The sequence below is a fragment of the Micromonospora sp. DT46 genome (genome assembly GCF_049841735.1).
In the GTDB taxonomy this organism is placed as follows: domain Bacteria; phylum Actinomycetota; class Actinomycetes; order Mycobacteriales; family Micromonosporaceae; genus Micromonospora; species Micromonospora reichwaldensis.
On the sequence record NZ_JBNCKW010000004.1, the window covers coordinates 451701 to 476044 of the forward strand.

17 protein-coding genes are annotated in these 24344 nt (G+C 73.4%); 11 read left to right on the forward strand and 6 right to left on the reverse strand.

Going from position 1 to position 24344, the window contains the following annotated elements; genetic code table 11:
* Positions 1-24 precede the first annotated feature (24 nt).
* From ACLQ20_RS13460 to ACLQ20_RS13475, 4 genes are all read left to right on the forward strand, one after another.
* Positions 25-147 (forward strand): hypothetical protein, encoded by a 123-nt coding sequence (locus ACLQ20_RS13460; RefSeq protein WP_358120124.1) that lies wholly within the window; start codon positions 25-27, stop codon positions 145-147.
* A 5-nt stretch (positions 148-152) separates the two neighbouring features.
* On the forward strand, positions 153-1859 hold the full coding sequence (locus tag ACLQ20_RS13465; protein WP_358120121.1) for an ABC transporter ATP-binding protein: 1707 nt from the start codon (positions 153-155) through the stop codon (positions 1857-1859).
* Entirely contained in the window at positions 1856-3712 is a 1857-nt protein-coding gene (locus tag ACLQ20_RS13470) for an ABC transporter ATP-binding protein (protein ID WP_151455834.1), read from the forward strand. The genes ACLQ20_RS13465 and ACLQ20_RS13470 overlap by 4 nt, the downstream gene beginning before the upstream one ends.
* A gap of 99 nt (positions 3713-3811) precedes the next feature.
* Complete coding sequence (locus ACLQ20_RS13475) at positions 3812-4579, forward strand: YqjF family protein (RefSeq protein ID WP_358120117.1); 768 nt, start codon at positions 3812-3814, stop codon at positions 4577-4579.
* Here ACLQ20_RS13475 and ACLQ20_RS13480 read toward each other — a convergent pair.
* Positions 4571-5050 (reverse strand): winged helix-turn-helix domain-containing protein, encoded by a 480-nt coding sequence (locus ACLQ20_RS13480; RefSeq protein ID WP_358120114.1) that lies wholly within the window; start codon positions 5048-5050, stop codon positions 4571-4573. The two genes, ACLQ20_RS13475 and ACLQ20_RS13480, sit on opposite strands and share 9 nt — an antisense overlap.
* 357 nt (positions 5051-5407) lie before the next feature.
* Here ACLQ20_RS13480 and ACLQ20_RS13485 point away from each other — a divergent pair, with 357 nt between their 5' ends.
* Complete coding sequence (locus ACLQ20_RS13485) at positions 5408-9790, forward strand: S8 family serine peptidase (protein ID WP_425855742.1); 4383 nt, start codon at positions 5408-5410, stop codon at positions 9788-9790.
* An 88-nt stretch (positions 9791-9878) separates the two neighbouring features.
* On the opposite strand, the gene ACLQ20_RS13490 is transcribed toward ACLQ20_RS13485, so the two are convergent.
* The 3 genes from ACLQ20_RS13490 to ACLQ20_RS13500 form a co-directional block, all read right to left on the reverse strand.
* On the reverse strand, positions 9879-10547 hold the full coding sequence (locus tag ACLQ20_RS13490; RefSeq protein ID WP_425855743.1) for a winged helix-turn-helix domain-containing protein: 669 nt from the start codon (positions 10545-10547) through the stop codon (positions 9879-9881).
* A gap of 399 nt (positions 10548-10946) precedes the next feature.
* The gene (locus ACLQ20_RS13495; RefSeq protein ID WP_151457370.1) at positions 10947-12752 is read right to left on the reverse strand and encodes a serine hydrolase domain-containing protein; all 1806 of its coding nucleotides are present in this window, start codon (positions 12750-12752) and stop codon (positions 10947-10949) included.
* A gap of 13 nt (positions 12753-12765) precedes the next feature.
* The gene (locus ACLQ20_RS13500; protein ID WP_425855744.1) at positions 12766-14586 is read right to left on the reverse strand and encodes a glycoside hydrolase family 3 protein; all 1821 of its coding nucleotides are present in this window, start codon (positions 14584-14586) and stop codon (positions 12766-12768) included.
* A 176-nt stretch (positions 14587-14762) separates the two neighbouring features.
* Between ACLQ20_RS13500 and ACLQ20_RS13505 the strand changes: the two genes are divergently transcribed.
* The 3 genes from ACLQ20_RS13505 to ACLQ20_RS13515 all read left to right on the forward strand — a co-directional run bounded on the left by ACLQ20_RS13505 (position 14763) and on the right by ACLQ20_RS13515 (position 16744).
* Positions 14763-15338 (forward strand): RNA polymerase sigma factor, encoded by a 576-nt coding sequence (locus ACLQ20_RS13505; protein ID WP_225852509.1) that lies wholly within the window; start codon positions 14763-14765, stop codon positions 15336-15338.
* Positions 15331-16050 (forward strand): hypothetical protein, encoded by a 720-nt coding sequence (locus ACLQ20_RS13510; protein WP_151457373.1) that lies wholly within the window; start codon positions 15331-15333, stop codon positions 16048-16050. The genes ACLQ20_RS13505 and ACLQ20_RS13510 overlap by 8 nt, the downstream gene beginning before the upstream one ends.
* 265 nt (positions 16051-16315) lie before the next feature.
* Entirely contained in the window at positions 16316-16744 is a 429-nt protein-coding gene (locus tag ACLQ20_RS13515) for a hypothetical protein (protein ID WP_358120099.1), read from the forward strand.
* Positions 16745-16952: 208 nt separating this feature from the next.
* Here ACLQ20_RS13515 and ACLQ20_RS13520 read toward each other — a convergent pair whose 3' ends face one another.
* Positions 16953-17978, reverse strand: coding sequence for an alpha/beta fold hydrolase (locus ACLQ20_RS13520; protein WP_327028492.1), 1026 nt, complete (start codon positions 17976-17978; stop codon positions 16953-16955).
* Between the two features lie 352 nt (positions 17979-18330).
* Between ACLQ20_RS13520 and ACLQ20_RS13525 the strand changes: the two genes are divergently transcribed.
* Positions 18331-19836: an aminopeptidase P family protein gene (locus ACLQ20_RS13525; protein ID WP_151457514.1), complete on the forward strand. Its 1506-nt coding sequence runs from the start codon at positions 18331-18333 to the stop codon at positions 19834-19836.
* Positions 19837-19996: 160 nt separating this feature from the next.
* Here ACLQ20_RS13525 and ACLQ20_RS13530 read toward each other — a convergent pair whose 3' ends face one another.
* A complete protein-coding gene (locus tag ACLQ20_RS13530; RefSeq protein ID WP_425855746.1) occupies positions 19997-21379 on the reverse strand; it encodes a hypothetical protein in 1383 nt (460 codons plus the stop codon).
* Between the two features lie 984 nt (positions 21380-22363).
* On the opposite strand from ACLQ20_RS13530, the gene ACLQ20_RS13535 reads away from it, so the two are divergent.
* Together ACLQ20_RS13535 and dmpG are read left to right on the forward strand one after the other, a co-directional pair.
* Complete coding sequence (locus ACLQ20_RS13535; RefSeq protein ID WP_425855748.1) at positions 22364-23299, forward strand: acetaldehyde dehydrogenase (acetylating); 936 nt, start codon at positions 22364-22366, stop codon at positions 23297-23299.
* The gene (gene dmpG, locus ACLQ20_RS13540) at positions 23296-24306 is read left to right on the forward strand and encodes a 4-hydroxy-2-oxovalerate aldolase (protein ID WP_132239853.1); all 1011 of its coding nucleotides are present in this window, start codon (positions 23296-23298) and stop codon (positions 24304-24306) included. Before ACLQ20_RS13535 ends, dmpG begins: the two co-directional genes overlap by 4 nt.
* The last annotated feature ends 38 nt before the right edge of the window (positions 24307-24344 follow it).

Consider the following 24344-nt stretch of genomic DNA (forward strand, 5'->3'; position numbering starts at 1 on the left):
CTCCGGGTCGCGTGCGACCCCGGGGTGCGGACCCTGAACCCCACCTGGGCCGACGTCACCACCTGGGCCGACGTCACCGTGCCGGCCGGCTGCGGCGCCCCGTCCGCCGGCCGGCCGGGCGTCCCCGTCGCGCCCGTCGGGGCCTGACGCACATGGCAGCCGAGAAGATCAGCGGCGGGACGGTCCTGCGCCGCGCCCTGCGCCGCCAGCGCGGCCGCGTGGTGGCCGGCACCGCACTGCTCTGCACCCACCAGGCCACCGAGGCCCTCGTCCCGGTCGCGATCGGCGTGATCATCGACCGGGCGGTCGCCACCGGGGACGTACGGGCGCTGCTGCTCTCCCTCGCCGGTCTCGCCGTCCTGTTCACCGTCCTCGCCTTCGCCTACCGCACCGGCGCCCGCCTCGGCTACGCCGCCCTGGAGCAGGAGGCCCACCTCCTGCGCGTCGAGATCGCCCGCAGCGCCCTCGACCCGCGCGGCAACCGCTCCGGCATGCGCGACGGTGAGCTGCTGTCCGTCACCGCCTCCGACGCCGAGTTGACCGCGCTCGTCGTACGGGTCGCGGGGCTCTGCGCCGCCGCGCTCACCGCCATCGCGGTCTCCGCCGTCGCGCTGCTCGTCGTCGACGTCCCCCTCGGGCTGGGCGTGCTCGTCGGCGTGCCGCTGGTGGTCGTCGCCCTACAACGGATGGCGCCGCTGCTCAGCCGGCGCAGCGCCGCGCAGCAGGAGGCCCTCGCCGCCACGACCTCGCTCGCCGTCGACCTCGTCACCGGCCTGCGCGTGCTGCGCGGCATCGGCGCGCAGGACCACGCCGCCCGCCGCTACGCGGCCGCCAGCCGCCACGCCCTCGACGTCACCCTGCGCGCCGCCACCACCAAGGGCCTGCACCTCGGGCTCACCACCACCGTCAACGGCCTCTTCCTCGCGGCGGTCGCCGGGGTCGCCGGCTGGCTCGCGATCCAGGGCCGGCTCACCGTCGGCGAACTCGTCGCCGTCGTCGGGCTGGCCCAGTTCGTCGCCGAGCCCGTGCAGACGCTGGGCTGGTCCGTGCAGCTGTTCGCCATGGCCCGCGCCAGCGCCGGGCGGGTCGCCCGGGTGCTCGGCGCCGAGCCGCTCACCCGGCCGGGTACCGCCGGGCCACCCGCCCCGGACCCGGCGCGGCTCACCCTCGACGCGGTCGGGTACGCCGGACTCGACGGGCTGTGCCTGCGGGTCGGCGCCGGTGAGGTCCTGGGTGTGCTCGCCCACGAGCCGAGCGAGGCCGAGGCGCTGGTGACGCTGCTGTCCGGCCGGGTGCCCCGGGAGGACTACCGGGGCACGCTGTACGTCGACGGCGTGCCCGCCGAGGACCTGCACGTCGACGCCGTACGCGGCATTCTCCTGGTCGAGCAGCACGACGTGGCGTTGTTCGAGGGGACGCTGCGCGCCAACCTCGCCGCTGGCGCCGACGCCGACGAGGCGGTCCTGCGCGCCGCCGTACGCGCCGCGGCGGCCGAGGACGTGCTCGCCGCCCACCCGCACGGCCTCGACCGGCTGCTCACCGAGCGGGGCGCCAACCTCTCCGGCGGGCAACGGCAGCGGATCGGGCTGGCCAGGGCGCTCGTCGCCGACCCGCCGGTGCTGGTGCTGCACAACCCCACCACGGCGGTCGACGCGGTGACCGAGGCACTGCTCGCCGAGGGGCTGACCTCGGCCCGCGCGGCGGCGGCCCGCGGCACGGTGCTGATCACCAACAGCCCGGTCCTGCTGCGCAGCACGCACCGGGTCGTCGTGATCGACCGCGGGCGGGTCGTCGCCGAGGGCCCGCACGAGCACCTGCTCGCCAGCGACGCCCGCTACCGGGAGGAGGTCCTGCGATGACCGACGAGTCGAGCACGCCCGGCCTGCGGACCAGGCGGCTGCTGCCCACGGCCACCGCGCGGCAGACCTGGGCCGCCCTCCGGGTCGAGTTCGCCCGGCTGCCCGGGCTCAGCGCCGCCGCCGGCACGTTGCTGGTCGCCGCGGCGGCGGCCGGGCTGGTCGCCCCCTGGGTGCTCGGCCGCCTCGTCGACGACGTCATCGCCGGTGCCGACACGCCCCGCATCGTGGCCTGGGCAGGGGTGATCGCGGGCGCCGCGGTGCTCGCCGGCCTCCTCACCGCGATCGGCGCCGCGCTCACCGCACGCCTCGGCGAGACCGTGCTGGCGCGGCTGCGGGAGCGGGTCCTCGACCGCGCCCTGCACCTGCCGTCGGCCACGCTGGAGCGCGCCGGCACCGGGGACCTGGTGGCCCGCGCCGGCGACGACGTGGCCGTGGTGACGAACGTGATCGCCACCAGCGGACCCGCCTTCCTCGGCGCGCTGCTGTCCATCGTGCTGACCGCGGCGGGGCTCTTCGCCCTCGACTGGCGGCTCGGCCTCGCCGGGCTGGCCGCCGCCCCCGCCTACGCGTTGGCGCTCTACTGGTACCTGAAGCGGTCCGTCCCGTACTACGCGCGCGAGCGGGTGGCGACCGGCGAGCGGGCACAGGCCATGGCGGGGGCGCTGCGCGGCGCCGCGACCGTGCGCGCGTACCGGATGGAGGACGCACACGTCGATCGGATCGCCGATCGCTCCGCCACGGCCCGCGACCTGTCGTTGGAGATCTTCGGCCTGCACACCCGGTTCGGGCTGCGGATCAACCGGTCCGAGTTCGTGGGGCTCGCCGCCGTACTGCTCGCCGGTTTCCTGCTGGTCCGCGACGACCTGGCGACCGTGGGGGCGGCGACCACCGCCGCCCTCTACTTCCACCGCCTCTTCAACCCGATCGGCCTGCTGCTGCTCCAGTCCGACTCCGTGCTCCAGGCCGGGGCGAGCCTCGCCCGGCTCGTCGGCGTCACCACACTGCCCGACACCGCCGCGCCCGACGGCTCCGGGCCCGCCCGTGCGGAACGGCCCGGGACGGGCGCGCTCGAACCCGCGGCGCTGGAGGTGGTCGTCGACCGGCACTGCTACGACGACGGACCCGTCGTGCTGCGGGACGTCGCCCTCCGTCTCGCACCGGGGGAACGCGTCGCCCTCGTCGGCGCGAGTGGCGCGGGCAAGAGCACGCTCGCCGGTGTCGCCGCCGGAATCATCGCGCCCACCAGCGGCTCGGTCCGCTTGCGCGGCGTGCCGCTGACCCACCTGGACGAGCACCGCGTCCGACGCGAGATCGCGCTGATCAGCCAGGAGGTGCACGTCTTCGCCGGGACGCTCGGCGACGACCTGCGCCTCGCCGACCCGGACGCCACCGACGCCGAGATCACCGCCGCGCTCGACCTCGTGGGCGTCGCCGACTGGCTCCGTACCCTGCCCGACGGTCTCGACACGTGCGTGGGGGAGGGCGGTCGGCACGTCACCGCCGCCCAGGCCCAGCAGCTCGCCCTGGCTCGCCTCGTCCTCGCCGACCCCGCCGTCGCGGTCCTCGACGAGGCCACCGCGGAGGCCGGCAGCGCGGGCGCGCGCGACCTCGACCGCGCCGCCACGGCGGCCACCGAGGGCCGTACCACGCTGATCGTCGCCCACCGCCTCAGCCAGGCGGCCACCGCGGACCGCGTCGTCGTCCTGGAGCACGGGCGCGTCGTCGAGCACGGCACGCACGAGCAGTTGCTGGCGGCCGGGGGCGGGTACAGCCGCCTGTGGCGGTCCTGGAGCACGCCCGATCCGGTCCTCCCCAGGGGGCGCGAGGGCGAGGAGGCCGCCGCTCGTCGTTGACCGGCCGCGCGTCGGCGCGCGTCGCCGGCGACGCCCAAGGCGGCAGACCGGACGCTGCCGGGGTGACGTCGCCCGCCCCGGCGGGGCAGGATGGGGTACGTGCACATCGAGCCGGTCGACGCCGCGCCCGAGCAGGCGTTCCGGCGCGGGATCCTGCGGCAGCGCTGGGAAGACCTGACGTTCCTGCACTGGGCGGTCGCGCCGGAACTCGTCGCGCCGCTGCTGCCCGAGGGAACCCACCCCGACACCCTCGACGGGGTCAGCCACGTGGGTCTGATCGGCTTCCGGATGGTGGGGCTGGGCCTCGGCCGAGGGCCGGGGATCCCGTACTTCGGCAGCTTCTGGGAGACCAACGTCCGGCTCTACTCGGTGGACGACGCCGGCCGGCGCGCGGTGGTGTTCCGATCGCTCGACGCGTCGCGGCTGGTCCCGGTGCTGGTCGCCCGGGTGACCCTGGGGCTGCCGTACATGTGGTCGGCGATGCGGTTGGTCCGGGACGGCGACCGCCGCACCTACCGGTGCCGGCGCCGCTGGCCCGGCCCGGTGGGCGCGACGAGCCGCATGGTGGTGCGGGTGGGGGAGCCGGTCGCCGACCCGACCCCGCTGGAGCACTTCGTCACCGCCCGCTGGGGGCTGCACACCCGGGCGTACGGGCGGACGCTGCACCTGCCGAACTGGCATCCCCGCTGGCCGCTGCACCGGGCGGAGCTGTTGCACCTGGACGACGAACTGGTCGCCGCCGCCGGGCTGCCGCCGCCCGCCGGGGCGCCGGTGAGCGTGCTGTATTCCCCCGGCGTCCCGGTCCGGTTCGGCCCGCCGGTCGCGCGGGGCCGGACCCGGGCTGCCCAAGTCAGGCAGTCATCCTGAACCGCTGACCTTCGGCTGCTGATGGTCGGTCAGCCGGAACCCGACGCCGCGCACCGCGTCGATGGCCACCCCGGTGCCGAGTTCGTGGAGCTTGCGACGCAGCCGCTTCACCAGGGACTGCACGTCCGCCCTGCGTTCCCGGCCCTCGTCACGCCAGACCGAGCGGTGCAGCTCGGCGTAGCTCCACACCCGGATCGGCTCGGTGGTCAGGCAGGCCAGCAGGTCGTGCTCGAGGCGCGTCAGGCCGATCTCGCGGCCCCGGCTGCGGGCCGTCGACCGGGCCGAGTCGATCAGCAGCGCGTCGTCGTCGGCGGTCGGCGGGCGCGCGGACGCCGCCGGGGCGGGCCCCGGCGGCGCCGCGATCAGCCGGCGCAGCTCGTCGAGGTCGGCGACCAGCAGCAGCGGCGCGACCCCGTCGAGCCGTTCCGCGAGTCGTATCCGCTCGGCCGCCGACGGCGTCACCGCGATCACCAGCGGAAATGGTTCGTCGGCCGGATCTGGTCCGCCCGGCGCAGTGCTTTCGTCGCGTGCCCCCACAGCACCCACCCGGAAACTACGGGCAGCCTCTGCCCATCTTCGTCATGACCGTGACAATCATTGGCAAGCTCCCCATTCGCCGGCCAACGGCTAGTGACAAATTGCTTACGGCAAGTTCTTGATCGCCCATTCTTGTCGATCATAGTGTCCAGACGGGCAGCCGGCGTGACCCGCGCGGTGCCCTGGGGGGCATGGAGGGGTCGGATCCCGCTCATCCGAACGGAGACGAGCCCCTGCACCCTCCACCATGGCTCGTTCCACTCTGGGTCGTTCTGGAGGAGGCACCACCGAATGTTCACACGTCCACCCACCAGGCGCTGGGCCAGATCACTGGTCAGCGCCGGTGCGGCGATGATCCTCGCCGCGACAAGCCTGGCCGCGACAGGGTCAGGCGCACAGGCCTCCCCGTCCGACAAGATCCGGCCAGAGCTCACGAAGGCACTCCAGGGCAAGACGGAGGGCGACTTCTGGATCCGCTTCAAGGACAAGGCGGACCTCAGCCAGGCCGCCGCCATCAAGGACTGGGCCAAGCGCGGTACCGCCGTCGCCGACGCCCTGAAGAAGACCGCCGCCGGCAGCCAGTCCAAGATCCGGGCCGAGCTCGACGGCACGGGCACGAAGTACGAGACCTTCTGGGCGACCAACGCGATCAAGGTCAGCGGCGGCTCCCTGACGATGGCGCAGAGCTTCGCCGCGCACGCCGAGGTCGAGGGCCTGTACGCCCCGGTCGCCTACAAGGTGCCGGAGGTCTCCGAGGGCACCGACGAGAAGACGGTGAACGCCCTCGAGTGGGGCATCGCGAACATCAACGCCGACGACGTCTGGTCCCAGTACGGTGCGAAGGGCGCCGGCATCACGGTGGCCAACATCGACACCGGGGTCCAGTTCGACCACCCCGCGCTGGTCAACTCCTACCGGGGCAACAACGGCGACGGCACGTTCGACCACAACTACAACTGGTACCGCGCCACCGGCTCCTGCGCCGCGCCCTGTGACACCAACGGCCACGGCACGCACACGATGGGCACGATGGCCGGCTCCGCCGGTGCGAACCAGATCGGCGTCGCACCCGACGTGAAGTGGATCGCGGCCAACGGATGCTGCCCGAGCGACGCGGCGCTGGTCACCTCCGGCCAGTGGATGCTCGAGCCGACGGACCTCAACGGCCAGAACCCGGACGCGAGCAAGCGCCCGAACATCATCAACAACTCGTGGGGAACCACGCTGCCCTCCAACGACCCGTTCATGGAGGACGTGACGCTGGCCTGGACCGCGTCGGGCATCTTCGGCGTCTGGTCCAACGGCAACAGCGGATCGGCCTGCCAGACCAGCGGCTCACCGGGCAGCCTGGTCAGCAACTACTCCGCCGGCGCCTACGACGTCAACAACAACATCGCCAGCTTCTCCTCCCGCGGCGCCGGCCAGAACGGCGAGATCAAGCCCAACATCGCGGCGCCCGGCGTGAACGTCCGGTCGAGCATTCCGGGCGGCGGGTACGCCAGCTACAACGGCACCTCGATGGCCGCCCCGCACCTCGCGGGCGCGATCGCGCTGCTGTGGTCCGCCGCTCCGGCGCTCGTCGGCGACGTCAACGCCACCCGCGCGCTGCTGGACAACTCGGCGACCGACAAGGCCGACACCCAGTGCGGTGGCACCACCGACGACAACAACGTGTTCGGCGAGGGCCGCCTGGACGCGCTCGCGCTGCTCAGCGCCGCCCCGATCGGCGACACCGGCACCCTGGCCGGCAAGGTCACGGACGCGACCACCGGCGCCCCGATCGCCGGCGCCACGGTGACCCTGACCGGCGCGGCGGACCGCGAGCTGACCACCGGGGCCGACGGGACGTACTCGTCCCTGCTTCCGGCCGGCGACTACCAGGTCGCCGTGGCGGCGTTCGGCTACCAGGCGAAGACCACGCCGGCCACGGTCGCCCGCAACGCGACCACGACCGTCGACGTGGCGCTGACGGCGGTGCCGAGCGTCACCGTCAGCGGAACCGTCACCGACGGCTCCGGGCACGGCTGGCCGCTCTACGCGAAGGTGACCGTGCAGGGTCAGTCGGGCGTGTCCGACTACACCACCCCCGTCAACGGCCGCTACAGCCTCAAGCTGCCGGCCGGCGCCACCTACGACCTGAAGGTCGAGTCGCAGTACCCGGGCTACCAGACGGTGACCAAGCAGGTCGTGGTCGGCACGGGTAACGCCACGGCCAACGTGGCGGTGCCGGTGCAGACCAACGCCTGCACGACCGCACCCGGCTACCGCTTCGGCTCCGACGGCGAGTACGAGACCTTCGACGGCAGCACCGTGCCGGCCGGCTGGTCCGTGGTGGACCACGCCGCCAGCGGCCAGGTCTGGAAGTTCACGGACGACGGTGCCCGGGGCAACCTGACCGGCGGCACCGGCAACTTCGCGATCGTCGACAGCGACGAGTACGGCTCCGGCGGCAAGCAGGACACCTCGCTCGTCAGCCCGGTCGTCGACCTGACCGGCGTCACCGCACCGGTCATCCGGTTCAACCAGGACTACAACTGGCTGGGCAGCGACCGCGCCGACGTCGACCTCAGCCTCGACGGCGGGACCACCTGGACCAACGTGCTCCGGCAGGCGGCCGACGTCCGTGGCCCGAAGGTGACCGAGGTCGCCATCCCGCAGGCCGCTGGCCAGGCTCAGGCGCGGGTCCGGTTCCGCTACTACGACGCCTCGTACGAGTGGTGGTGGTCGATCGACAACGTCCTGATCGGCAGCCAGCTCACCTGCACGCCGGTCGATGGCGGCCTGGTGCTCGGCCACGTCCGCGACAAGAACGACAACGGCTACGTCAACGGCGCCACCGTCACCAGCGACGACCGGCCGGCGGAGAAGGCCACCACCGTGGCGACCCCGGACGACACCGGGCTGGCGGACGGCTTCTACTGGCTGTTCTCGACGCTGACGGACACCCACAAGTTCACCGCCCGGGCCGGCAACTACGTCAGCCAGAGCAAGCAGGTCGACGTCCAGGCCGACTGGGCCACGGCGGCGAACTTCCAGCTCGCGGCCGGCCGCCTGTCGGTCAAGCCGGCCCAGGTCACCGGCACGGCCCGGATGCCCAGCGGCAAGGTCACCAAGGCGTTCACGGTGACGAACACCGGCGGGGCCCCGGTCTCCGTCGAGTTCAGTGAGCGCGCCGGCGGGTTCGAGCTGCTGCGGGCCGACGGTTCCCGGATGAGCAAGCAGGAGGTGCTCGGCTCCCAGGGCGCGCCGGTGCAGCGGCTCGAGGTCCCGACCTCGTTCGCGGCGAAGACGTCCGGCAAGTCGACGGCGGCGGCGTCGCCCGAGGCCGGCCCGCAGGCCGCGCCCTGGACCGACATCGCCAACTACCCGGCCGTGGTGATGGACAACCGGGTGGTCAACCTGGGCGGCAAGGTGTACTCCATCGCTGGCGGCACCGGCTCGGCGTCCTCGGCGAAGAACTACGCCTACGACCCGGTCGCGCAGACCTGGACCGCGATCGCCGATCTGCCCGGCGCGCGTACCGCCATGACGGTGGGCGTCCTGGACGGCAAGATCATCGCGACCGGCGGCTGGGCGGCGGCCGGCCCGGACGGCACCACCTGGTCGTACGACCCGGCGGCCAACACCTGGACGGAGAAGGCCGACAACCCGGCGCCGCGCTCCGCCGCGGGCCAGGCGGTCGCGGGCGGCAAGCTGTACGCCATCGGTGGCTGCACCACGGCGTCCTGCACGCCGATGTCGAACGACGTCGTGCGGTACGACGCGGCCAGCGACAGCTGGGAGACCCTGGCGGACTACCCGAAGTCGGTGGCCTTCCTCTCCTGCGGCGGGATCGACGGCATCGTCTACTGCACCGGAGGCAACGACGGCTCCGTGGCGCAGAAGGCGAGCTACGCCTACGACCCGGGCGCCAACACCTGGACGGCCATCGCCGACGCGCCGGCCGACAACTGGGCCAGCTCGTTCGCCGTGGCCAACGGGAAGTTCCTGGTCGTCGGCGGCTCGCAGGGTGGCGCCATCACCAACGTGGGCTTCGCGTACGACCCGGCCACCTCCTCGTGGTCGAGCCTGCCGAACGCCAACACGGCGCGCTACCGCGGCGGCGCGGCGTGCGGCTTCTACAAGGTCGGTGGCTCCTCCGGCGGCTTCACCGCGACGCGGGACAGCGAGGCGCTGCCCGGGTTCGAGGAGTGCGCCGTCAGCACCGCCGACGTCAGCTGGATGACGATCGACAAGACGGCGGCCACCCTGGCGCCGGGCGAGGCCGTCACGGTCAACGTCGGCATGACGGCGAACGTGGACCAGCCCGGCACCTACACCGCCTCGGTCGCCATCAAGGAGAACACCCCGTACACGGTGGAGCCGGTGGCGGTCACGATGAACGTGCTGCAGCCGACCACCTGGGGCAAGCTGACGGGCACGGTCACCGGGACGAGCTGCCAGGGTGCCAGCTCGCCGCTCCCCGGTGCCACCGTGCAGGTCGACTCGTGGGCGATGTCCTGGACGTTCGCCACGGACGCCGAGGGCAAGTACGCCTACTGGCTGGACCGTCGGAACAACCCGTTGACGATGATCGTCGCCAAGGACAACTGGAAGCCCCAGACCCGGCAGACGAGGATCAACACCACCACCCCCACGGTGGAGGACTTCGGGTTGTCACCCGTCCGCTGCTGACACCGACCGTCAGCTGACAGATCCGGCCCGCCTGGTTCCGACCAGGCGGGCCGGACCGCGTCGGAGGACCTCGAAGAGGCCGGACGGGTCAGAGCGACGCGAGACGGAAGCCGACCCCGCGGACCGCGTGGATCGACGCCGAGGCGCCCAGCCGGGCGAGCTTGTGTCGCACCCTGCGCACCACCGAGTGCATGTCGGAGCCCCGCCCGAGGTGCACGTTGCCCCAGACCTCGAGGTGCAGCCGCTCGTAGGTCCAGACCTGCCCGGGCGCGCCGACCAGGCACCGCAGGAAGTCGTGCTCCAGGCGGGTCAACTCGACCTCGCGGTCCAGCCAGCGCAGCACCCGTCGGTCGGAGTCGACGCACAGGTCGGGCGGCGGCGGTGTCCCGACGCCCTGCCCGGGCTCGGCCGTCCCGACAGGTTCGGCTGCCACGACAGGTTCGGCTGCCACGACAGGTTCGGCTGCCACGACAGGTTCGGCTGCCACGACGGGTTCCGCTGTCACGACGGGTCCGGCTGTCACGACGGGCTCGGCTGTCACGACCGGTCCGGCTGTCACGACCGGTTCGGCCGTCACGACGCGTTGGGCCGTCACGACGGGCCCGGGCGGAAGCACCGGTGTGCCGGGCACGCCGAGGAACGTGCGCGCCTGGTCGACGCTCGAGACGATCAGAAGCGCCTCGGTCCCACCGAGCAGACGCGCGAGCTGCCTGCGTTCGGCCGGCGAGGAGGCAATGCCGATGACCAGCGGAGCCACCCCCCTCATTCCCACCCCTTCCGGTTCCCCACCCACCCCGGGGACAGATCCAGCCACGACGCCGATCAATCGGTTCACTGACCCTAGTGGTGGCTCGTCTCGCTTCGGTTAAAAACGGTGACGCGTAGGCGTCGATAAATTGACTGCATTCGGCGGGCCGAGTCGGGTCATGGCCCTTCATGGCGGCTTGACCCTGTTCGACGCGATGTGTTCTCCGGACGCGCGGGTTCGGCGACCGACAATGGCTCGGCAGGTGCGACCGGAAACCCCGCGTCGGGTCCGGCGAATCGTCACACCTCGGCCGGCGCCGCCGGCGTTTTCGAAACTCCTGTCACGCTGCGGCGCCCGGCCGAGCGGTGGTGGCACGGGCGGCGCGGGCCGGCGCGCGCCGTGGTCCGGTCAGGTGCGGGCAGGCGACCAGCCGACGGGAACGAGCCGGGCGGCGTCGGCGCCCTCGCCCTGGAAGAGCAACCCGTCCCGGTCCGCCGCCACGATCCGGTCGACGTAGACGCCCCGACCCTGGCTGGAGGCGTCGGTGGTGCTGCTGAAGCGCAGGTGGGTCGCCCGGTCGGGCAACTCGACCGAGACCTGCCACCAGACCCGGCCGCCGTGGCCGGTGACCGTGCCGTCACTGCTCCACCGCCGGTCGGCGTGGCGCAGCAGCAGTCGTCCCGGGGCCCACGTCGCTCCGCCGTCGGTGGAGACCTCGAAGCGGGCGCTGTCGAAGCGGGGCTCGGTGTCGTACCAGAGCAGGAAGCTCGCCGTGCCGCCCCGCGCCGGCCGGCGCAGCGGGGCCGTGAGGGTGACCGTCGCGAGGTCGCGCGGGTCGGCCCGCCACGCCTCGCGGGACCGGGGTCGCACCGGCATCGCCTCGGCGAGATCGCGCGCGACGGCACGCCGGGCGACGTTGTTGCTGCCCCAGCCGCGGTCGGGGTGCACGCGGTTGCTGAGCAGGATGACGAACGAGTGGGAGAGCGGGTCGACGACGATCGACGTCCCGGTGAAGCCGGTGTGCCCGAACGCCACCGGGGAGGAGAGCCCCATCATGTACCAGTGCTTGTCGAGCTCGAAGCCCAGCCCGCGATCGCTCTCGGGGTAGGCCTGCTCCAGCGGGGCGTTGTAGTTGACCAGCATCGCGCGCACCGTGTCCGCGCGCAGGATGCGTCGCCCCCGGTACTCGCCGCCGTTGAGCAGGGACTGGCAGAGCACGGCCAGGTCCGCCGCGGTGGAGAACACCCCCGCGTGCCCGGCGACGCCGCCGAGCGACCACGCGTTCTCGTCGTGCACCTCACCCCAGACCATGCCCCGTCCGGCGTACGGCTGGTACTCGGTGGCGGCGATCCGCGACCGCCGCTGCGGCCCCGGGTTGTAGCCGGTGTCGGTCATGCCCAGCGGGGCGGTGACGCCGTCGGCGACGAGCGCGGCCAGCGGGCGGCCGGTCACCCGCTCCACCAGCACGCCCAGCGCGATCAGCCCCAGGTCGGAGTACACGTACCGGGTACCGGGCTCCGCACCGGGCGCGAGCGGCGTGGCGAGCGCGGCGGCGAACCGCTCCGCCGGCGTCGGGTACCTGCTCCACAGGGGGACGAAGGCGGGCAGGCCCGAGGTGTGGGTGAGCAGCATCCGTACGGTGACCGTCGCCTTGCCGCCGGCGGCGAACTCCGGGACGTAGCGGGCGACCGGCGCGTCGAGGTCCACCCGTCCCCGCTCGACCTGCTGCATGACCACGATGGTGGTGAACAACTTCGACACCGACGCCAGGTCGAAGATGGTGTCGGGCCGCATCGGGATCTGCTCGTCGGCGGGGAGTTCCACCCCTGCCAGCCCGGGCGGCGGACCGACGGCGGCGTACTTCACCGCGGCGCCCACCGCGGCGTGCTGCACGACCACGCCGTCCTTGGCCGCCAGGACCACGGCGCCCGCGTACGCGGGATGGCCGGGGTGGTCCGGCGTCGGCTCGAGGTACGCCGCCAGGTCGGCGGGCATGCGGTCCACGTGCTCGGGGAGCAGACCGACCTGGCGGGCGTGGCCGGGCCGCAGCGTGTCGTGCCGGAAGTGGATGTCGGCGGGCGTGACGACCGGCGGCGCCGAGCCGGCCGGCGGCGGCGTGGCCCCGGCCGCCGTGGCCGGCAGGGCCGCGCCCAGGACGGCCACGGTCAGGCCGATCGCGAGTGGTCGGAGCGCGGGTGGGCGGAGCGACGACATGGTGGGTTGCCTCCTACCAGCTCATGCCGTGGCCGTAGGGGTAGAGCACGGTGCCCGCGCCCTCGGCCGTGGGGATCGTGACGGGAAGCCGCCCACGGGGGGACAACTCGCCGTGCAGCGCGCGGACGAGGGCGTCCATCGCCGCCCGCGTGTACGAGTAGGTCGCCAGGTAGGTGGTCACGCCCGGCAGGTACGCGACGTCGTAGGGGTCCCGGACCGCCGCCACCACCACGGGCTTCCCCGTGCCGAGCAGCGCGGCGACGAGACGCCGCTGGGTGCCGCGCGGATCGGTGACGGTCGTGTCCCACGCCTTGTTGGTCAGCACGACGGTGAGGTCGTGCTCGGCCGCCAGCGCGGCCGTCGCGGTGATCGTCTGATCCGAGGGCAGGGTCGCGGGCCGGGCGGTGGCCCGGGCGCCGCGGGCGGTGAACCCGTCGGCGACGGTCTCGACCGGCGCGAAGGCGGCGCTGTTCCAGCCGGTGACCAGCACCGAGCGCTGCCCGGGGCCCAGCGGCAGCAGCCCCGCGTCGTTGCGGACGGCGGTGAGGGTGGGGTCGGTGACCCGCGCCACGGCGGCGAGGTGCTCGGGCGCCCCGACCGTGCGTACGGCCTGCTCGACGTCGACCAGCGGCGACCGGGCGAGGCCCTGCCGGTACTTCATGGCGAGGATGCGCCGGACCGACTCGTCGACGCGCCGCTCGGTCAGCTCGCCGCTGGCGACGGCCCGCAGCACCGCGTCCCGGGCCAGCCGCAGGTCCGGCGGCATCAGGAGCTGGTCGGCGCCGGCCTTGAGCGCCAGCACGGGCACCCGGTCGTCGCCGTACTTGCGCCGCACGCCGGCCATGTTCAGCGCGTCGGTGACGATGACGCCCCGGAAACCGAGCTCGCCGCGCAGCACGCCGGTGAGGATCGTCGGCGACAGCGTGGCCGGGTCGCCGGAGGGGTCGAGCGCGGGTACCACGATGTGCGCCGTCATGATCGATTCGACACCCGCGCTGATCGCCCGCCGGAACGGCGGCGCGTCGATCCGGTCCCACTCCTGTCGGGTGTGGTCGATGACGGGCAGGTCGGTGTGGCTGTCCGTGGCCGTGTCGCCGTGGCCGGGGAAGTGCTTCGCCACCGCGGTCACGCCGGCGCCGTCCTGGAACCCGGCGACCTGGGCGGCGGTCAGCTCGGACACCAGGTGGGGGGCGGCGCCGAAGGACCGTACGCCGATCACCGGGTTGCCGGGGTCGACGTTGACGTCGGCGATCGGCGCGTACGGCTGGTGGATGCCGACCGCGCGCAGCTCGCGTCCGGTGATCTTCGCGGCCTCGTGGGCGGCCCGGGGCGACCGCCCGGCGCCCAGGGCCATCGACCCGGGGAACTGCGCGGCGGGGGCGGGCATGCGCAGCACCACGCCCTGCTCCTGGTCGGTGGAGACGAGCAGGGGCACCCGCCCCTTCGTGCCGTCGCCGACGGCGGCCCGCTGCAACCCGTTGGAGAGGGTGGCGATCTGGCGCGGGCTGTCGAGGTTGTGAGACCACGAGAAGTAGCAGACGCCGCCGAGGTGGAACTCGTCGACGACCTCGGCGGGCGTCTCGACGCCGAACGCCGCGCGGTTGGCGGCGCGGTCGGCGGCCGAGGGTTCGGTGGCGTCGGCGCCGTAGACGTAGGTGGCGAAGAGTTGGCCGACCTTCTGCGCCAGGCTCATGTGCCGCAGTGTCGAGGTGACCCAGCCGTGCTCGCCGCCCGGTGGGCGCGCGGGCGCGGCGGAGGCCTGGACGGGCAGCGGTGCGAGGGTGGTCGACAGGGTGACCACCAGGACGGTCGCGGTAACGAGTCGGGCCTTCATCGACGACGACCTCTCAGTCCGGATGGCTGAAACTTAGCTACGCATCGATGAATCGTCAAGAAGGATTGCTACAGGCCGGGCCGAACCCCGGCGTGGCCGGCGGGACGGCGGAGGATGCGACCGGAGAGCTTTTCGCGCTGCGGCGGAACCCGCAGGGCGCCGGTGGTGTCATCAACGTGTCCCCATCGGAGGTACCCCTGAACGACGAAGACCTGGTCACCCGCGCCCGGGCGGGCGACCTGGAGGCGTACGAACTCCTGGTCGCCCGGCACACCGCGTCCGCGTACCGGACGGCGGTGCTGCTCGGCGCGGGTCCGGACGCGGAGGACGTCATCCAGGAGGCGTTCGTGAAGGGACATCGCAAGATCTCCCGCTACCGGGGAGAGTCGTCGTTCCGGTCGTGGCTGCTGGCGATCGTGGCCAACGAGACCCGCAACCTGCACCGGTCGCGCGGCCGGCGCGACGGGCTCGCCCTGCGCGCGGCCGTGGCGAACCCGCCCGCGGAGATCGGTGAGGACGCCGCCGTCGAGGCCGTCCTCGCCGGGGAACGCCGGGCCACCCTGGTGCGGGCCCTGCGCTCGCTGCCGGTGAAGGACCGTGAGGTGATCGTGTGCCGGTTCTTCCTCGACCTCAGCGAGGACGAGACCGTGACCATGCTGGGCTGGCCGCGCGGCACGGTGAAGTCGCGGACCTCCCGGGCACTGGCGAAGCTCCGCGGCCTGCTCGACGTCGCGGAGGTGCGCCGTGGATGACCTCGAACGCGAACTGCGCGACCTCGCCGCCTGGCTGGAGACGCCCGACCCGCCCGACGTGACCGCCCGGGTACGCGCACGCCTCGCCGCGCCCCCGCCGAGGCGACGCCGGTGGCGCCACCTCGTGGCCGCGGCACTCGCCGCCCTGGTCGTGGCGGCGCTGCCGCCGGGTCGCGCGGCCCTCGCCGACGCCGCCGCCGGGCTGCTGCGCTTCGCCGGCATCACGGTCGCCACGACGCCCGACCCGGCGCGTCCCACCGGCGTCGCCTCGCCACTGCCGACGCAGCGGCCCGCCACCGTGGCCGAGGCGCAGCGGAAGGTGCGCTTCCCCGTCCGCACCCCGACGAAGCTGGGCCCGCCCGAGCAGGTGCTGGTCGCCGACCCCGACGGCGCGGGCTTCTGCCGGGTGGCGACGCTGCTCTACCGCGGGGGAGCGCTGCGCATCGACGCCTTCGACGGCCGTCTCGACCTGGCCTTCCACAAGCAGAGCAGCGCGGCGGGTGCCAGCTGGGTCCAGGTCGACGGCGACTTCGCCGTCTGGATCGGCGCCCCGCACCCGGTCTCCTACGTGGATCGCACCGGCGCCGTCCGGGTGGAGACCGCGCGGCTCGCCGCCGCCACCCTGATCTGGCAGGGGGCCGACGTCAGCTACCGCATCGAGGGCGACCTCACCAGGTACGAGGCGATCGAGATCGCCAGGTCGCTGGGTTAGGCGGTCGTGCCGACCCGGGGCCCGGGTCGGGAACCCGGGAGAGCCGGCCGGTGTCCCGACAGTGAGGAAGCACGAGCAGGTCGTCGGGAGGCGTGAGATGGGTTCAGCGCGCAGGGTGTTGCTGGGGGCAGTGGTCCTGTTGGCGGGGTGTACGACAGCGGGACGACCCGCCCCGCAGACCGCCTCTCCGCCCGCCCCGCAGGCCGCCTCTCCGCCCGCCCCGAAGACTGCCTCTTCGGCCGCCAAGCCGGCCGCCTCTCCGGCCGTGACGGCGTCGACGGGCGCGGCTTCGGGCGCCGCCACCGGCTGCGGTTCCCGGGTCGAGACGGGGCCGCTGCCCGACTGGGCGGACGCCGGGTTCAGCGGGAGCACCCGGATGCCGCACGTCCTCGGCGCGCGCGGCGAGATCGTCGCGGTGCTGTTCGGACACCCGCTGAGCCGGTCCAGGAAGCACGGGACGAACAACAAGATCCTCTGGGTCGCCCGTCCCGCCGCGACGCCCCCCGCCGCGACCACCCCGGACGCCCTGCGGATCACCGCGACCCTGGACGGCACCGGAACCCGGGTGACGCGGGAGGCCGCCGGCGGTCCGGGGCCGTCGATCGTCGACCTGCCGCAGGCCGGCTGCTGGCACCTCGAACTGCGCTGGTCCGGGCGCACCGACGTGCTGGACCTCGTCTACGCGGACAGCTAGGCCCGCGGGCCGCCGACCGTGCCGGGGGCGTCGGACCCCGCCGCTCCCACTCGTCCGCGACCAGTTCCAGGGTCAGGGCCGGTGAGATACGCCGACGCCACGGCGAGGGCAGCCGGGTCGACCGGAAGGGCGGTGGCGTCGCCACCGCCGGCCCGGGTCGACGCAGGTCGCCCTCGCCGTGGCGTGGTGCGTGCGGGAGGGGCTCCCGTCAGGGGGCGCAGCCGGTGAGTTCAGGGCTGGACGGGGTGCCGGTGGAGGGGCCGAAGAAGAGCAACGCGCAGGCGCTGAAGAAGGTCGGGTTCTCCTCGGCGATCCAGTGGCCGGTGTCGGGGGCCACGACGGTGCGGACGTCGTCGGCCACCTGCTGGTAGGAGGCGGCGACGGCGGGTCCGAACACGGACTGGGCGCCCATGGCCATCACGGGAATGGTCAGGCGCTTCGACTGCGCGTGGGCCTGGTTGTCGGCGGCGTCGGCCTTGAACGCCCGGTAGTACTCGTATCCCGCCGTCCGCTTCGCCGGGTCGGAATACGCGCGGTAGTAGACGTTGCGGTCGATCGCCGCCGGATGTTGCGCGCGGTCGAAGAGCATTCCCAGATAGGTGGGGACGTCCTCGTTGTCCATGATGCGTTCCGGGATGGGCGCGGGTGAGGCGTTGAAGAGGAAGTGCCAGCTGATCCCGTAGAAGTTCTCCAGTCCGAATCCCGACAGCGGGCTTTCGACGACGCCGATCCGGGTGACCTCGGTGGGGAAGTCGCGGGCGTAGTTGTAGGCGACCATGGCGCCGAGGTCGTGGCCGATCAGGGCCACCTGGGTGAAGCCGAGCTGGTTGACCGCCTGCCGGATCCGGCGTGCCGTGGTGGCCTTGTCGTAGCCGCCGGCGGGGGCGGTGGAGGCGCCCAGGCCGGGCAGGTCGAACGTGATCACGGTGTGCTGCTGGGCGAGGCTGGGCAGCACCTTGTGCCACACCCACGACGTCTGCGGCCAGCCGTGCAGCAGCACCAGCGGCGAGCCGCTCCCGCTGGTGGTGTAACGCAGGGTCGCGCCGTCGACCGTGACGTTGCCCTGGCGTACGGCGTGGCCGCCGACGGGCGCCGCGGCCGGCTCCGGCGGCGGCGCGGGGGCCACGGCCGCGGCACCCGCGCCCGCCCCGCCCACGAGCGCCACCCCGAGCGCGGCCGCGACGGCGATCCGCCTGCCCCGACGACGCGAATCACTGCCGAAAGCTGTCTTCACCGCAGAACTCAACGCAGACAATTGCATGGACACTTCGCTTTCCGTGAGTTGGCGACCGCATCGGACGGTCGGATCAAACAAAGCGGAAACGGCGGCGTTCACAAGCGCGCCACGGATGCCGATCGAGCGGCTTCGGAAATGTTACAACGGATGTCAAGACGTCGATCGATTGTGGCGTTTCGGCAAAACTCTCCGGCCCGTGCCGTGGACACAAACGTCGATACCCGCTTACGCGCCGGACGCCCGGCGGTGACGACCGCGACCACGCCTGCCGCCGGGGCGCTCCAGGGGCCACAGTCGAGGGTCGCGGCAGCTTTGCCGTGGCTCCGCAGCGCGTGGCAGGATATCGGCCATGACAAGCGACGAGCAGGTGAAAGCCAGCCACCGTAACACCCCGACGAGCGACGCATTCCGCGCTTTCATCGCCTCCGGCTGGGCCAGTACGGATGCGGCACCTGTCCCGCGCGCGGAGGTCGCCGAGCACGCGGCCCGCCGCCGGGCGGCCTTGTCACGCCGGTTCCCGGGCGAGCGCCTCATCATCCCCGCCGGCGGCCTCAAGGTGCGCAGCAACGACACCGACTACACCTTCCGCCCGCACACGGCCTTCGCCTGGCTGACCGGTCTCGGGTTCGACACCGAGCCCGACAGCGTCCTGGTGCTGGACCCCAGGCCCGACGGCCACGAGGCGATCCTGTTCTTCCGGCCGCTCGCGCCGCGCGACAGCGAGGAGTTCTTCGCGGACTCCCGGTTCGGCGAGTTCTGGGTCGGACCCCGCCCGACGATGCGCGACATCGAGCAGCGGCTGGGCATCGGCACCCGGCACATCGACTCGCTCCCGGACGTCCTGGCCAAGGACGCCGGCGCGACCGTGGTGCGCGTGGTGCGGGGGGCCGACGGCGAGCTCGCCCGGCTCGTCGACGAGACCCGGGCCCAGGCGGAGACGCCCGCGTCGGTCACGCAGCAGCACGAGGCGGACGAGGAACTGGCCCGCCACCTGTCGGGCATGCGACTGTGCAAGGACGAGTGGGAGGTGGGCGAGATGCGCAAGGCGATCGCCGCCACCCACCGGGGCTTCGATGCCATCATCGCCGGGCTGCCCGAGGCCGTCGGCAAGGAGCGCGGCGAGCGGTGGGTCGAGGGTCTCTTCGGCCTGTACGCCCGCCACGACGGCAACGGCATCGGCTACGAGACCATCTGCGCGTCCGGCGACCACGCCAACACCATCCACTGGACGAAGAACACCGGTCCGGTCCGCGAGGGCGACCTCATCCTGGTGGACGCCGGTGTCGAGGTCGACTCCCTCTACACCGCCGACATCACGCGCACCCTCCCGGTGACCGGTCGCTTCACCGACGTGCAGCGCAAGATCTACGAGGCGGTCCTGGAGGCGCAGGAGGCCGGCCTGGCGGCGGTGAAGCCGGGCAACAAGTTCAGCGACATCCACGCCGCCGCGAACGTGGTCATCGCCCGCCGGCTGCACGAGTGGGGACTGCTGCCCGAGGGCGTGACCCTCGAGCAGACCCTGGACCGGGAGAGCGGCGGCTGGCACCGGCGGTGGATGGTCCACGGCACGTCCCACCACCTCGGCATGGACGTGCACGACTGCCAGATGCTGCTGCGCCAGGAGTACATGGACGGCGAGCTGAAGCCCGGGATGATCCTGACCGTCGAGCCCGGCCTGTACTTCAAGGCCGACGACCTGCTGGCGCCGGCGGAGTTCCGCGGCATCGGCGTCCGGATCGAGGACAACGTGCTGGTCACCGAGGACGGTCACGAGAACCTGTCGTCGGCCATGCCGCGTACCGCCGACGACGTCGAGGCCTGGATCGACCGGGTGCGCTCCGGCGCGGGTGCCTGAGCGCCCCGCGACCGACCGGCCGGCACGTGCGGGCGCGCAGCGCCCGGTCGTGCCGGCCCCACCGGCCGTCGCGCACCGCTGAGCCCGCCGGGCACCGCGATCCGGTGCCCGGCGGCCGGCGGTACGGGCGCGACAACCTCACCCGGCCGGCGACGGGCGCTCAGCCGCCGTGGAAGGTGCAGCCGATCTTCGCGCCGCCGGCCATGCTGACCACCCCGACCCCCGGGTCGGTGCTGCCACGCACGAGGCAGCCGGCGTAGCCGTCCTCGTCGACGACGTCGCGGTCGGCCAGGTAGACCCCCCAGTTGAGGTAGAGGTCCCGCACGCCGCCCACGCCGTCGGCGAACGGCTCGGCGGCGGGCCGGACCCGGCGTTGCAGCACGTACGGGCCGTCCAGCGCGGCGTCGAGCCGGGCCTGCCACTCGTCGCCGCCCACCGTCCACCCGGCCAGTACGCCGTTGCCCCCGTGCAGCAGCGTCGGCTTCAGGATCAGCTCGTCCTGCCGGGCCCGGGCGTAGGCGAGCAGGTCGACCTCGGCCCCCTCGGGATCGGTGCCGCGCGGGCGTACGTGCCGGGTCCACGGCAGGAGCCGGTCGACGCAGGCCAGCTCGTCGGCGTCGAACAGGTGCCGGTGCCGGTCGTCGGAGAGCATGGCCAGGGTGCCCTTGTTGCCGTAGAGCTCGGCGTCCAGGCGGCTGAACAGGCCGACCTTCTCCTGCTCCGCGGCGACCAGCAGCGGCTCCACCTGGGCCGCCGCCACCGGGTCGGCCAGGTCCTCGGGCAGGAAGTAGCGCACGACGACGTCGACGGCGCGGCCCGCCACGGTCGGCCGGCCCTGCGGGTACGTGAACTGGCCGAGGTGGCAGCCGATCCCCTCGATCCCGTACCCGGCGAGCAGCTCGGCGAACACCTCGAGCCGGCCGCCCACGATGGGGTAGTTCTCCGTCGTGTCCACCACGGCGACGACGGGCGGCCGGTCCGTGGGGACCATCGGGGCGCACTCGGCGTACATCATCCGCACGATGCAGCCCAGTGTGTCCGGGTACCGGAGCCCGTGCCGGTCCACGAACTCCCGCAGCGGCGGGTACGCCAGCATCGCCCGGTTGATGTCGGCGGACTCGAAGCCGCCGAGGGCGCTGGTGAGGTTGAACTCGAGCAGCCGGAACCCCGCGCCGTCGTGGTAGAGGTCGGCGCGGCCCAGCGGGACGAGCGACCCGGCGCGGGCGCCGCGCGTGATCAGCGCCGTCTGCCGGGGATCCATGCCGACGGCCTCGGCCAGTGCGGTGAGGTCCCCGTCGAACACCCGCTCCGGCAGGGCGCGCAGCAGGTCGTAGACCGTGCGGAGGTCCCGGGCTACGGCCCGGCACTCGCTCTCCGCCAGGAAGGCGGGGGCGCTCATGAACCGCTCCCGGTACGGCTCGAGGATGACCGAGTCCAGGGCGGCGGCCGTCGGGTCGTCCGTCGACGCGCTCCGGGCGACGTGCTCGGCGTACGCGCGGCCCAGTGGCGACCTGCTCACTGCGGGCGGCCGGGTGGTCGTCATGGTGTGTCCTCTCGGGGCGGGTGGCGCGTCCGGTTCGGGGCGGGCGGGGCCGGCAGGGGGTGCGGCGGCGGTCGTCGTCCGGCGCCGGTCGGGCTTCGCGGGCGGGTGGGCGGACGTTCCATTCCCTCCCCCTTTCGATCCGCCGATACACCGCCTTCGACAATTCGGCCGGACCGTCCGAAAATGCCGGCACGGTGGAGCTGACGAGGATAGTCGCAAATGGTCGTGGCGGCGTCGAGGGTGAAGTGTCGTCGGCGCCGCGCGACGGATCGGTGACCCGCCGGAGGGCCGCGCGGGCAGCTCGGGCGTACGGCCTGCCCGGAGGCCCTCCGCAGCGCCGCGAGCGGGGCGGGTGGCTGCCACCGCACGTCGCCCGTTCGCGGGCTCTGTGACGGTTCACACTCCAGCCTGGACTGTCGCGAGAGTGACGTAACAGCCGGGTCCACTCGGCGTGGCCATCTGATAGCTTCGATGCCGACGGAACGCTGCGGCTGACGGAGCGCAACGGCCGCATTGGTTGTCGTGCAGGTAAACGGGGGCTTCTTCGGTTAATACGTCGAGACTTCTGAGATCAAGGTATATGTCCGATTGTTGTTCGACTCGGCAATTCCGGCCGAACGGATTCCGCCGAACGACTCCCGGTCACGACGTGTCCCGACATCCGCCCGGCGCACCCGTCTCCCGACTGTCCACCGACCGCGACGCCCGAGGGCGGCCGCGCCGCCGTGGGCGTCGCGCGGGCCGTCCGGGCACCCGCAGCCCGGAGCGGCACCGCGGGGCGGCGACGCCCGGCACGCCGACCCCGCGCGACCGACCCCTGTCGTGTCGCCCGAGGTTCCGCCCGGGACGCCGCGCACTTCGAATGGTGAGGACGACGTACTTGAGAACCTACGACCCGGAATCCGTGAGCCGCGCGACCCGTACCCGCCGATCCCTCGCCCGGCGGTCGTGGACCGGCCGGCTCCGGCGCCCTGGAGGCACGCCTTGAGTCTCACCGCGGACGTGACCGACGCCGAGGTCCGCGTCGTCGAACCCGCCACCGCCACCGTCGCCGTCATCGGCACCGGGGCGATCGGCCAGGACCTGATCAGCAAGATCCACCGATCCGCCCTGCTGGACTGCCGCCTGGTGGCCGGGCGCAATCCGGACTCGGCGGGCCTGCGGCACGCCGAGCGGTTCGGCTACCCCGTCAGCGCCGCAGGGATCGACGCCGTGCTGGCGGCGGGGGACGCGTTCGACGTCGTGTTCGACGCCACCAACGCGGCGTCGCACCTACGCCACTGGTCGCTGTTGGAGCCGCTCGGCCCGCTGGTGGTCGACATGACGCCCAGCAGGGTGGGCCGGATGGTGGTGCCGACCGTGACCGGGGTGGAGGCGACGACCGGGCGCAACATCAACCTGATCAGCTGCGGCGGCCAGGCGTCCATCCCGGTCGCGCACGCGCTCGCCGCCCGCTTCCCGGTGAGCTACATCGAGGTCGTCTCGACGGTGGCCAGCGACGTCGCGGGCCGTGGCACCCGGCTGAACCTCGACGAGTACGTGGCGACGACCCGGCACGCCGTCACGACGTTCTCCGGCGTACGCGACGTCAAGGCCATCCTCAACATCAGCCCGGCGGTGCCGCCGGCGACGTTCCGGACGGCCGTGCACGCGCGGATCCCGGGCGCCGACGTCGCCGCGGTGCGCGCGGTAGTCGACCCGGTGGCCGAGCAGGTACGGTCGTTCGCCCCCGGCTACGCGGTGACCGCCTGCACCGTGGTCGACGACCGGGTGACGGTCACCCTCCAGGTCACCGCCCACAGCGACGTGCTGCCCCGGTACGCCGGCAACCTCGACATCATCAACTCGGCCGCCATCCTGGTCGCCGAGCAGCACGCGGCCCGGCTGGGCCGGAGCGCCCGGACGGAGGCGGCCCGATGAGGAACGTCGTGATCCACGACCCGACGCTGCGCGACGGCCAGCACGCGGTCCGCCACCAGCTCGGGGCCGTCGCCCTGCGGCGGTACGCGGAGGCGGCGGACGCGGCGCGGATCCCGGTGGTCGAGGTCGGCCACGGCAACGGCCTCGGCGCGTCGTCCCTACAGGTCGGTCAGGCCGCGGTCAGCGACGACGAGATGCTGTCGACGGTCCGGGAGGCGCTGCGGCACAGCCGGATGGGCGTGTTCATGCTGCCGGGCTGGGGCACCTCCGACGACCTGCGGCGCGCGATCGGCCACGGCGCCGACGTCGTCCGCATCGGTGTGCACGCCACCGAGACGTCGTTGGCCGAGCGCCACCTCGACGTCCTGCGCGAGGCCGGCGCCGAGGCACACTGCGTGCTGATGATGAGCCACATGGCGTCCCCCGCCGAGCTGGCCGAGCACGCCGCGCAGGCCGTGGCGTACGGCGCGCAGGCGGTCGGGATCATGGACTCGGCGGGTCACTTCCTGCCCGACGACGTCACCGCGCGGATCGGTGCGATCGCCGCGGCGGTCGACACGCCGGTGATCTTCCACGGCCACGACAACCTCGGCATGGCCGTCGCCAACTCGGTGGCCGCGGCGCAGGCCGGCGCCCTGATCATCGACGGTTGCGCGCGGGGCTTCGGCGCCGGGGCGGGCAACACCCAGCTCGAGGTGCTCGTCCCCGTGCTGGAGCGCAGCGGCTTCGCGACCGGCATCGACCTGTACGCGCTCCTCGACGCCGCCGACCTCGCGGAACGCGAGCTCATGCCCGCCCCTCCCGTCACCGCCTCGATGTCCATCGTGAGCGGCCTGGCCGGGGTGTTCTCCGGGTTCAAGCACCGGGTGGTCGAGCTGTCCGGCCGCGCCGGCGTCGACGCGCGCGACGTGTTCTTCGAACTCGGCAGGCGGCAGGCCATCGCCGGCCAGGAGGACCTGATCGTGGACGTGGTGGCGGAGTTGAGCGCCCGCAGGGCCAACGCGTGACCGGCCGCGCACCGCGGCCCTCAGCAGTGAGGAAAGGC